The sequence below is a fragment of the Streptomyces sp. NPDC019443 genome, assembly GCF_044389785.1.
Lineage (GTDB): Bacteria > Actinomycetota > Actinomycetes > Streptomycetales > Streptomycetaceae > Streptomyces.
Genome location: NZ_JBIRYJ010000002.1, coordinates 636,161 through 647,274 on the forward strand (window position 1 = coordinate 636,161; position 11,114 = coordinate 647,274).

Below are 11,114 nucleotides of genomic sequence, written 5' to 3' on the forward strand. Positions count from 1 at the left end.
AACGGCAGGGCCTGTCCGGCAGGTTGCGCGAAGGCGTGGCCAGTGGTTGTCGCTCGGGGGTGATCGCCGGTGTTTCGGACGCAGCACGCGCCTGAAGAACGGGCGCTCTCCTTCCCGAGGACGTAGCACTTCTCCCATCCCAGGACGGACCCACGGTCCGGACCGGAGATGTACGTCCGAGAAGGAGGAAAGTCATGGAGTCTGTGGCTCGTGGCGGAACCAGATGGAAGCGGTTCGCCCTAGTCATGGTGCCGAGTGTGGCCGCAACGGCCGCGATAGGCATCGGCCTGGCACAGGGGGCGCTCGCCGCGTCCTTCAGCATTTCCGGCCAGGAATTCAAGGTCAAGGCCAAGAGCCTGACCGGCACCAACTTCGTTCAGTACGGCAGTGTGGCATCCGGTAAGACGCTGGACGGCAAGGACTTCGCGGCTCCGGTTGCGGTGTCCGGTTTCAAGACCGCCACCATCGTCGACATGTGCCAGTCGGTCGTCACTCCGAACGTGCCGTTCATCGGCAACGTGAGCCTTGAGCTGAGGGCCGGTCAGGACGAGAACAAGCCGGTCGAGGCCACGGACATCTACCTGGATGTCTCAGACCTCAAGGCGGACGCCGCGTTCGAGGACATCGACATCGGCGTCGCAGCGGGTCAGCTCAAGGACCCGGGCATTCAGCCCGGTACCAGGGCCAACCCGTACGGTTTCGCACAGCGCGCGAAGGTGGCGAAGCTGACCGGCGTGGAGCAGAAGGCGTGGGCGACCACGGCCGGCACGTTCAAGCTCAGCGGTCTGCAGCTGAAGCTTCACAAGGGCGTCAAGGAGTGCTTCTAGGAGCATCCGCTCCGTCGGCACTTCGGACGGGCCGGGGTCGTCTGTGCGAGGCCCCTGCCCGATCCACCCATCTCACTTTCTTTGAGTAAGACCGTTCCAGGGAGCTGTTTTCCATGAGCGCCGAGTCCACTGGTTCCCGCGGATTCACCTACTGGCGGCTGCGCTTCCGCGCATGGCGTGGCAACCGACCCTTCTGGGCAGGCCTGTTCACCCTGCTCGGTGGCATCCCGATCGCCTACTTGCCGTACGCCGACCTCCGGCTCGGCAATCTCACGATCGCCATGGCCACCACGGCGGGAGCGGGCTCGCTGATCATCGGCGTCCTGCTTATGACGCTCGGCCTGACGATGTGGTTCCACGCTGTCGTCCGGGTGTTCGCGGGTGTCGCCACCATCGTTCTCGGGCTGATCTCGATCCCGGTCGCGAACATCGGCGGGTTCCTGATCGGGTTCCTGCTCTCCCTGATCGGTGGCGCGATGTCGATCTCTTGGGTACCCGCCAAACCGGCGGCCGAGCCCGTCAAGGAGTTCGAGCCGGAAGGGACCCCGGGACCGGACAACGATGCGGGTGACCTGGATTTTCCCGAGCCGCGAGCTGACGAGGGATACGACCCGAACGTGACCGGAACGACAGCCCACGCCAACGGCGGGAGGAACAGTGCGGGGTGACGAAACGCAGCTGAGCGCGGCCGATGGTGGTGATTCCGCCAGGGCCAAGACCGGGCCGCGGCATGCGGCTCCAAGGAAATCGCTCCTGACCAAGCTGCAGATACCCGCGAGCAAGGCGATAGCGCTGGCCGCCATGCCCACTGCCGTATTCGTGGGCATGGGACTCACCCCCAGGCTGGCAGTTGCGGACGACAAGGAGATTCCCTTCGCCCCGGGGCCGTGCGTGACCCGCTCGGACGAGCCGGCGGAGTCCGAGTCGCCCAAGCCGTCGGAGTCGGAGAAGCCTTCCGAGTCTCCGTCGGAGGAGCCCGACCCGACCCCGAGCGGTTCGGCGGGCGGCAACGACGAGGACGAGCCGACGCCCGGCACGACCCCGTCGGCCTCGGACGCGGGCGAGCCCGCGGACGCGAACGCGCCCTCGACGAGCCCGGCTCCCACGCCGAGCGAGACGCAGACCAGAAACCCGCTGGACCCGCTGGGTGTCGGCGACGCGATCAAGGACATCCTGGACGGCCCCGACGAGGAGCCGACCAGCAGCCCGACGCCGAGCGCCACGGCTACCACCGAGCCGACGCCGTCGACAACTCCGTCCGCGAAGCCGTCCACGCAGCCGTCCACCAAGCCGTCCACGGAGCCCACCGACACGGTGGACGAGGTGGACGAGACGGTGGACAAGACCAAGGACGCCATCAAGGACGCGGCGGACAAGGCCGGGGCGACGACCGAGGAGCTGGACGAGGCGGTCAAGAGCCTCGACCCGAAATTGGACGTCGACATTCCGGACGGGGCCAAGCCGCCCTTCCCGTGCCCGACGACGGACCCGAAGGCGCTCGCCGCGGCGGACCTGGAGCCGGGCCTCCCCTTGCTCCCGGACGACCCGTGGATCCTGGAGAGCTCGCGGCTCACTCTGAACGGCCTGGACTACAAGGGCATCGTCGAAGTGAAGACGGGCAGCGGCAAGATCAAGAAGGTGCTGAAGTTCACGGCTTCGAGCGTGGACATCAAGGACCTCCACCAGCTGGTGGTCGGCCCGAACGGCACGACCGCGCACGTCGAGGCGGACAAGGGCTCCACCTCGACGATCCGCAACGGCACCGTGACGATGTACACGGAGGAGCTGAAGGGCAACCTCTTCGGCATCATCCCGGTCGTCTTCAGCCCGAAGACCCCTCCGCCGCTGAATGTTCCCTTCGCCTTCTTCACGGACGTGAAGGTGACGCAGGCAGGCCAGTTCGGCGGGACGCTGACGGTTCCCGGCCTGCACAACCACTTCACCGGTGGCAGTAACTAAGACCTTCCGGGAGCCGCACAAGGCTGTGGGCCGCACCTCGACCTGAGGTGCGGCCCACAGTCGTCCGCAGCGGACGAGACGTCAGCCGCGGTGCTCCCCGCCCAGGTGGTGCACCCGCACCATGTTCGTCGTTCCCGGGACTCCCGGCGGCGAGCCCGCCGTGATGATCATGATGTCGCCCTCGTTGTGCCGCTGGAGCTTCAGCAGCTCCGCGTCGACCAGGTCCACCATCGCGTCCGTGTTGTTCACATGCGGAACCACATACGACTCCACGCCCCAGCTCAGCGCCAGTTGGCTGCGGGTCGCCGCGTCCGTCGTGAAGGCCAGGATCGGCTGGGCCACGCGGTAGCGGGACAGGCGGCGGGCCGTGTCGCCGGACTTGGTGAAGGCGACCAGGGCCTTGCCGTCCAGGAAGTCCGCGATCTCGCAGGCCGCGCGGGCCACCGAGCCGCCCTGGGTGCGCGGTTTCTTGCCCGGGACCAGGGGCTGAAGGCCCTTGGAGAGCAGCTCCTCCTCCGCCGCGACGACGATCTTCGACATCGTCTTGACCGTCTCGATCGGGTATGCGCCGACCGAGGACTCGGCCGAGAGCATGACCGCGTCCGCGCCGTCCAGGATCGCGTTCGCGACGTCGGACGCCTCGGCGCGGGTCGGGCGGGAGTTGGTGATCATCGACTCCATCATCTGGGTCGCCACGATCACCGGCTTGGCGTTGCGGCGGCACAGCTCGATGAGGCGCTTCTGCACCATCGGGACCTTCTCGAGCGGGTACTCGACGGCCAGGTCGCCACGCGCGACCATCACGCCGTCGAACGCCATCACGACGTCCTGCATGTTCTCGACCGCCTGAGGCTTCTCCACCTTAGCGATGACCGGGACCCGGCGGCCCACCTCGTCCATCACCTTGTGGACGTCCTTGACGTCGCTCGCGTCCCGTACGAAGGAGAGAGCGACCAGGTCGCAGCCCATCCGCAGGGCGAAGCGCAGGTCCTCGACGTCCTTCTCGGACAGGGCCGGGACATTGACCGCCGCGCCGGGCAGGTTGATGCCCTTGTGGTCGGAGATCACACCGCCCTCGACGACGATCGTCTTGACCCGCGGACCCTCGACCTCGACGACCCGCAGCTCGACGTTGCCGTCGTTGATCAGGATCTGGTCGCCCTTGGACACGTCGCCGGGCAGGCCCTTGTAGGTCGTGCCGCAGATCGACTTGTTGCCGGCGACATCCTCTGTGGTGATGGTGAATTCGTCGCCGCGGACCAGTTCGACCGGCCCCTCGGCGAAGGTTTCCAGACGGATCTTGGGGCCCTGGAGGTCGGCGAGCACGCCGACCGCGCGGCCGGTGTCGTCCGACGCCTTGCGCACGCGGTGATACCGCTCCTCGTGCTCAGCGTGGGTGCCATGGCTCATGTTGAAACGGGCCACGTTCATGCCGGCCTCGATGAGCGCTTTCAGCTGCTCGTAGGAGTCGACGGCGGGGCCCAGTGTGCAGACGATTTTGGAACGGCGCATAAGGCGGATCCTATCGGTTTGTTTCGTTGCGGAATATTCCGTCTGGTGGAAAGTACAAATGGGCGGGCTGCCGCTCAGGCGAGGGCCACCGGGGCCGTTCTCAGACGCCTTCCGGAGCGACCAGAGCGAAGGTCTGCTGCGCGATCTCCAATTCCTCGTCCGTCGGGACAACGGCCACCGCGACACGTGCGTGGTTGGGCGAGATCAGCCGCGGCTCGTCGCTGCGTACGGCATTCAGGTCCGCGTCCACCGCAAGCCCCAGCTCCTCCAGGCCCGCGACGGCTGCCTCGCGCACCGGCGCCGCGTTCTCACCGACCCCGGCGGTGAACGCGATCGCGTCCACCCGGCCGAGTACCGCGTAATACGCGCCGATGTACTTCTTCAGCCGGTGGATGTAGATGTCGAAGGCGAGCCGCGCGCGCTCGTCCCCCTCATCGATCCTGCGGCGGATCTCCCGCATGTCGTTGTCGCCGCACAGACCCATCAGACCGCTCTTCTTGTTGAGCAGTTCGTCGATCTCATCCGCCGACATTCCCGCGACCCGCTTGAGGTGGAACGTAACCGCCGGGTCAATGTCACCGGAGCGGGTACCCATCACCAGGCCCTCCAGCGGCGTCAGTCCCATCGAGGTCTCCACGCACCGGCCGCCCGCAACCGCCGATGCGGACGCGCCGTTGCCCAGGTGCAGGACGATGACGTTCACCTCGGACGGGTCCTTGCCCAGCAGCGCCGCGGTCCGGCGCGAGACGTACGCGTGCGACGTGCCGTGGAAGCCGTAGCGGCGGATCCGGTGTGCGTCCGCCGTCTCTACGTCGATCGCGTAGCGGGCCGCGGACTCCGGCATCGTCGTATGGAAGGCCGTGTCGAAGACCGCGACCTGAGGGAGATCCGGGCGCAGCGCCCGGGCGGTGCGGATGCCGGCGATGTTCGCCGGGTTGTGCAGCGGGGCCACCGGGACCAGCCGCTCCACCTCCGCGAGCACCTCCTCGGTGATCAGGGTCGGCTCGGTGAACCTCAGCCCGCCGTGGACCACCCGGTGGCCGATCGCCGCCAGCTCGGGGGAGTCCAGGCCCAGCCCGTCGTGCGTCAGCTCGTCGGCGACCGCCTTGAGCGCCGCGCCGTGATCAGCGATCGGGCCGGTGCGCTCGCGCTTCTCGGCGCCGCCGGTCAGCGGGGTGTGCACAAGACGGGAGGTCTCCTCGCCGATCCGCTCGACCAGCCCGACCGCCAGGCGGGAACTGTCGCGCATGTCGAGCAGCTGGTACTTCACCGACGAGGAGCCGGAGTTGAGGACGAGGACGCGGGTGGCATTCGCGGTCACGGCGGTCGTGCTTTCTGTAGGCGTGTCATACGGATTCGGTCTGCACGGGCTGCGACTGGATCGCGGTGATCGCGACCGTGTTCACGATGTCGCTGACGAGCGCGCCGCGCGACAGGTCGTTCACCGGCTTGCGCAGACCCTGCAGCACCGGCCCGACGGCCACGGCGCCGGCCGAGCGCTGCACGGCCTTGTAGGTGTTGTTGCCGGTGTTGAGGTCCGGGAAGATCAGCACCGTCGCCTCGCCCGCCACCTCGGAGTCCGGCAGCTTCATCGCCGCGACGGACGGCTCGACCGCCGCGTCGTACTGGATCGGGCCCTCGATCCGCAGGTCCGGACGCGACGCCCGCACCAGCTTGGTCGCCTCCCGCACCTTGTCGACGTCCGCGCCGGAGCCGGAGGTGCCGGTGGAGTACGAGAGCATCGCGATCCGCGGCTCCACGCCGAAGCGGGCCGCCGTCACCGCCGACTGGACCGCGATGTCCGCGAGCTCCTCGGCGTTCGGGTCCGGGTTGACCGCGCAGTCGCCGTACACCAGCACCTTGTCGGCCAGGCACATGAAGAAGACCGACGAGACGATCGACGCTCCCCCAGAGGCTCCCCCAGAGGCTTCGCCCTGGGAGGTGCCCCCGGGCTTCGCCCTCCCGTCGCCCACCACCGCCCTACCTGACGCACTTTGCGCGGCCCCCTTTGTTCTTATGATCTCGAAGGCGGGGCGGATCGTCGCGGCCGTCGAGTGCACCGAGCCCGACACCATGCCGTCGGCCAGGCCCTCCTGGACCATCAGGGTGCCGAAGTAGTTCACATCCGCCACCACGTCGTACGCCAGCTCCACCGTCACGCCCTTGTGGGCGCGCAGCTGTGCGTAACGCTCGGCGAAGACCTGGCGCAGCTCGGAGGTCTGCGGGTCGATCAGCTGGGTGGCGCCGGCGCTCAGGTCGATGCCCAGGTCCGCGGCCTTCTTGCGGATGACCTCCGGGTCGCCGAGCAGGGTCAGCTCGCAGACGTCGCGGCGCAGCAGCACGTCGGCGGCGCGCAGCACCCGCTCCTCGGTGCCCTCGGGCAGCACGACGCGACGGCGGTCGGCGCGGGCCTGCTCCAGCAGATCGTGCTCGAACATCATCGGGGTGACCCGGCTGCTGCGGGCCACCGAGATGCGGGTCAGCAGATCGCCGGTGTCGACATGCCGCTCGAACAGGCCAAGCGCGGTCTCCGCCTTGCGCGGCGTCGACGCGTTCAACTTGCCTTCCATCGCGAAGAGTTCGGCCGCGGTGGGGAAGCTGGTACCGGAGACCAGGACCACCGGGGTGCCGGGCGCGAGCCGGGAAGCCAGCGTCAGGATCTGCTCGCTCGGCCGCTCGTTCAACGTCAGCAGTACGCCCGCGATGGGCGGGGTGCCCGCGGAGTGCGCGGCCAGCGCGCCCACCACCAGGTCGGCGCGGTCGCCGGGGGTGACCACCATGCAGCCGGGGGTCAGGGCGTTCAGGACGCCTGGCAGCATCGCCCCGCCGAAGACGAAGTCCAGCGCGTCACGGGACAGGCCCGCGTCGTCGCCGAGGAGCACAGTGCCGCCCAGCGCATGGGTGATCTGGGCGACCGTGGGAGCCGCGAGCGCCGGCTCGTCGGGCAGCACGTAGCAGGGCACCGGGAGGCGGGCCGCCAGTCGCTCGGCTATGCTCTCGCGCTCCTCGGGGACGACCCGGTTGACGACCATGGCGAGGACGTTGCAGCCCAGGACCTCGTACGCGCGACAGGCGTTACGGGTCTCGGCCCGGACCGACTCGGCGGTCTGGCCCTTTCCGCCGACCACCGGGATCACCGATGCGCCGAATTCATTGGCCAGCCGGGCATTGAGCGCGAGCTCGTCGGGGAGCTGGGTGGCGGCGTAGTCCGTGCCGAGGACGAGCACCACCTCGTAATCCCGCGCCACCTGGTGGAAGCGCTCGACGAGCCGGGTGACCAGCTCGTCGGTACCCTTCTCGGCCTGCAGCGCGGCGGCCTCGCGGTAGTCCAGGCCGTAGACGGACGCGGGGTCCTGCGACAGTCGGTAGCGGGCACGCAGCAGGTCGAACAACCGGTCGGGGCCGTCGTGGACCAGCGGGCGGAAGACACCCACCCGGTCCACCTGGCGGGTCAGGAGCTCCATGACTCCCAGCTCGACGACCTGTCGGCCGTCTCCGCGGTCGATCCCGGTCACGTACACGCTGCGCGTCACGCATGCTCTCCCGTCATGTCCATGTTTGTGCATACAAAAAAGCCGCTTGGGGCGGCATTGCCCTCTTGACAATACCTCTGCAGGTGGATAGGGCGCCCGCCGGACGGGGCCCGGATTCAGGCCCGGAATCAGGCCCGGAATCAGGCCGGGACTCAGGCCTGGATCGGGCACGGACGGAGCCGGGTCCAAAGGCCCGCGAGCAAGGGTCTGGTGCAGTACGGCGGAGTAGCTGAAAGCGCGGGTTCCCCGGGGTCCGTGGAACAATCGAACCTGGGCTCACATGCACCAATGACGAGCAGGAGACACAGCACGATGCGCATCGGAGTTCTCACGGCAGGCGGCGACTGCCCGGGCCTGAACGCAGTGATCCGGTCGGTCGTGCACCGTGCCCTGACCGGACACGGCGATGAAGTCATAGGTTTCGAGGACGGGTTCAAGGGGCTGCTCGACGGCCACTACCGCCCGCTCGACCTCAACGCCGTCAGCGGCATACTCGCCCGCGGCGGTACGATCCTGGGCTCCGCGCGCCTCGAGCGCGGCCGGCTGCGCGAAGCCGCGGAGAATTCCGCGGAGTTGGCGAAGCAGTACGGCATCGACGCGCTCATCCCGATCGGCGGCGAGGGCACGCTCACCGCGTCCCGGATGCTCGCCGAGGCGGGGATGCCCGTCGTCGGCGTACCGAAGACCATCGACAACGACATCTCCGCCACCGACCGCACCTTCGGCTTCGACACCGCCGTCACTGTCGCCACCGAGGCCATCGACCGCCTCAAGACCACGGCCGAGTCGCACCAGCGCGTGATGGTCGTCGAGGTCATGGGCCGGCACGCGGGCTGGATCGCGCTGGAGTCCGGCATGGCGGGCGGCGCGCACGGCATCTGTCTGCCCGAGCGGCGTTTCCAGGTCGAGGACCTGGTCAAGATGGTCGAGGAGCGATTCTCGCGCGGTAAGAAGTTCGCTGTGGTGTGCGTCGCGGAGGGTGCGCATCCGGCCGAGGGCTCGATGGATTACGCGAAGGGCGAGATCGACCAGTTCGGGCACGAGCGCTTCGAGGGCATCGGCAACCGCCTCGCCGCGGAGCTCGAGCTGCGGCTCGGCAAGGAGGCGCGGCCGGTGATTCTCGGTCATGTGCAGCGCGGCGGCACGCCGACCGCGTACGACCGGGTGCTGGCGACGCGCTTCGGCTGGCACGCGGTCGAGGCGGCGCACCGCGGTGAGTTCGGCATGATGACCGCGCTGCGCGGGACGGACGTTGTCATGGTGCCGCTGGCGGCGGCGGTCGCCCAGCTGAAGACCGTGCCCGAGGACCGGGTGTACGAAGCGGAGTCGGTCTTCTGACCCTGCGGGCTTCCGCTTCGGCTTCGGTTGCCCAGTGGTCTTGATCGCGACCCCCGTGCGCGATCAAGACCACTCTTTTCCGCCTTGGATGGCGCAGATCACTCTTGAGTTGACTGGCGCGTATCGCAAGGCTGTTCCGCGTCCGGGACATGTCCCAACCCTGTCCCAGCACGTGAACGTTGAAGGGGAGGGACGCATGGACTCCGACGGCCCCGCCGCTCCGGATCCCGAACAGGCCCAGAGCTCCGCCGAGTTCGTCGCGCAGATGCAGGCGCTCAAGGACTGGTCCGGCCTGACCTACCGGGAGTTGACCGCGCGGGCGGACGCGGTCGGCGACGTACTGCCGCGCTCGACCGTCGCCAATATGCTCAGCCGCAGCACGGTGCCGCGCGAGGAACTCGTGGTGGCTTTCGTACGCGCCTGCGGCTGCGGCCCCGGGACGACCGAGACCTGGCTGCGCGTACGCAAGGAGCTCAGCCGGCGCGAGCGGCAGTCCTTCGAGGTCCCGGAGTACACCGTCGGCGAACCGGAACCGGAACCGGAACCGGAACCGGAACCGGAACCGGGACCCGGGACCGAGGAGTCCGCGCCGCCCGAGCCGCCGCGCAGGCCGTGGCTCGCCCGTGCGGTGCTGCCGACGGTGGTCGTCGCGCTTGGCGTGGCCGCGCTGGCGGTGACGCTCGCCTCCCGCGACTCCGATGAGGCGGAGAACAGACAGGCGGAGAACAGACAGGTGGAGAACAGAAAGACGGAGAAGAGACAGAGCACGGAGCAGTCCGAATCTTCTCAGCCCAGCCCTCTTCAGCCCGGGCCCGTACAGATCAGGGCCGTCCACTCGGGCCTGTGTCTGGCAGAGGCCGGCGGGCAGAACGGGCAGCTCTACCAGCAGCCGTGCTCGCCCGACACCACCCCGCGCTTCAGCCTGAAGCCCATCGAACCCGCCTGGCGGATCGTGACCTTCCACAGGCAATTCGGCGAGGGCTGCACCGGTGTCAAGGACAAGTCGCTGGAGGTCGGCGCGCCGCTCGAAGACCAGGAGTGCGGCAAGCGCGGCCCCGCCGAGGCCTTCCTGCTGGAGCCGGTGGGGCAGCCGGTGCGCGGCTACCGGCTGCGGCCCCTGCACAGCGACCTGTGCGCCGGGGTGCCTGAGGCCGCGACGAAGCCCGGCGCCAAGCTACGGCAACTGGCCTGCACCAAGGACGCGAAGGGCCAGTTGTTCGCGTTCGACCGGGATCCCAACGGGATTTAGCCGCGGGCCAGTTCCCAGAAGTGTTCCACTATCCGGTCCAGGAACTCCCGGCCCGGCTCCCTGGTGTCCTGCGACGCGGTGCCCCAGTTGAGGGTGGCCACCATCCGGGACTGGTAGTCGGCGTGCAGCTCCTGCAGTACGTCCTCGAGGTGGCCGCGGTCCATCGGCAGCATCTTCCCGACCGGACGGACGTACGCCTGCCAGCGCGCCTTCACCGCGTCCCGCAGCAGGTCGGCGAGGTCCTCGTCCCGGCCGGTCGCGGTCAGCAGCTCGCGGGGGCCCAGGTCCAGCACCTCGGCGAGCGCGGTGGTCTGCCGCTCATTGCCGCGCCAGCGCCCCGACTCCTCCATCCGCACATACGAGGTGGCGTCCACGCCCACCCGCCGCGCCAGGTCGTCGGGGGCGAGACCGCGGGCCATCCGGTGCTCGCGCAGGGTGGTCGCGGCGGTAAGCAGATCGGTGGGCGCACACCACAACACCCCGGCGAGCGCGGTCAGTTCGTGCGAACCGGGGGCGTCGAGTCCGCGTTCCCAGGCGACCACCGTGTCGGGGGTGATGTGGAGTCCGTACTGGGCACGGAGGCCGTACGCGACATGGCCGGGCGCCATTCCGAGGGCCTCGCGCAGTCGGCGTGCGGCGGGGGCGTTGAAGGGTGGGGAGGGGGTGTGGTGCACGCACACACGCTAGGGGGCCGGA

General features: G+C 68.9%; 9 protein-coding genes. 5 read left to right on the forward strand and 4 right to left on the reverse strand.

Annotated features, from left to right (window positions below):
- The first annotated feature begins 194 nt into the window (after positions 1-194).
- The 3 genes from ACH492_RS09235 (at position 195) to ACH492_RS09245 (ending at position 2,786) form a co-directional block, all read left to right on the forward strand.
- A complete protein-coding gene (locus ACH492_RS09235) occupies positions 195-827 on the forward strand; it encodes a DUF6230 family protein (RefSeq protein ID WP_398984396.1) in 633 nt (210 codons plus the stop codon).
- A gap of 113 nt (positions 828-940) precedes the next feature.
- Positions 941-1,495 carry a DUF6114 domain-containing protein gene (locus ACH492_RS09240; protein WP_398984398.1) on the forward strand — a complete coding sequence of 185 codons (555 nt, stop codon included), beginning with the start codon at positions 941-943 and terminating at the stop codon, positions 1,493-1,495.
- Entirely contained in the window at positions 1,485-2,786 is a 1,302-nt protein-coding gene (locus ACH492_RS09245; protein WP_398984400.1) for a hypothetical protein, read from the forward strand. Before ACH492_RS09240 ends, ACH492_RS09245 begins: the two co-directional genes overlap by 11 nt.
- A gap of 81 nt (positions 2,787-2,867) precedes the next feature.
- On the opposite strand, the gene pyk is transcribed toward ACH492_RS09245, so the two are convergent.
- The 3 genes from pyk to pta all read right to left on the reverse strand — a co-directional run bounded on the left by pyk (position 2,868) and on the right by pta (position 7,831).
- Positions 2,868-4,298: a pyruvate kinase gene (gene pyk, locus ACH492_RS09250; RefSeq protein ID WP_398984402.1), complete on the reverse strand. Its 1,431-nt coding sequence runs from the start codon at positions 4,296-4,298 to the stop codon at positions 2,868-2,870.
- A gap of 100 nt (positions 4,299-4,398) precedes the next feature.
- Complete coding sequence (locus tag ACH492_RS09255) at positions 4,399-5,619, reverse strand: acetate kinase (RefSeq protein WP_398984404.1); 1,221 nt, start codon at positions 5,617-5,619, stop codon at positions 4,399-4,401.
- 25 nt (positions 5,620-5,644) lie between these two features.
- Positions 5,645-7,831 carry a phosphate acetyltransferase gene (gene pta, locus ACH492_RS09260; protein WP_398984407.1) on the reverse strand — a complete coding sequence of 729 codons (2,187 nt, stop codon included), beginning with the start codon at positions 7,829-7,831 and terminating at the stop codon, positions 5,645-5,647.
- A 312-nt stretch (positions 7,832-8,143) separates the two neighbouring features.
- Between pta and ACH492_RS09265 the strand changes: the two genes are divergently transcribed.
- Both ACH492_RS09265 and ACH492_RS09270 read left to right on the forward strand, forming a co-directional pair.
- On the forward strand, positions 8,144-9,169 hold the full coding sequence (locus tag ACH492_RS09265) for an ATP-dependent 6-phosphofructokinase (RefSeq protein WP_398984409.1): 1,026 nt from the start codon (positions 8,144-8,146) through the stop codon (positions 9,167-9,169).
- 196 nt (positions 9,170-9,365) lie between these two features.
- Positions 9,366-10,418: an RICIN domain-containing protein gene (locus ACH492_RS09270; protein WP_398984411.1), complete on the forward strand. Its 1,053-nt coding sequence runs from the start codon at positions 9,366-9,368 to the stop codon at positions 10,416-10,418.
- Here ACH492_RS09270 and ACH492_RS09275 read toward each other — a convergent pair.
- Entirely contained in the window at positions 10,415-11,098 is a 684-nt protein-coding gene (locus ACH492_RS09275; protein ID WP_398984413.1) for a helix-turn-helix domain-containing protein, read from the reverse strand. The two genes, ACH492_RS09270 and ACH492_RS09275, sit on opposite strands and share 4 nt — an antisense overlap.
- Between the last annotated feature and the right edge of the window lie 16 nt (positions 11,099-11,114).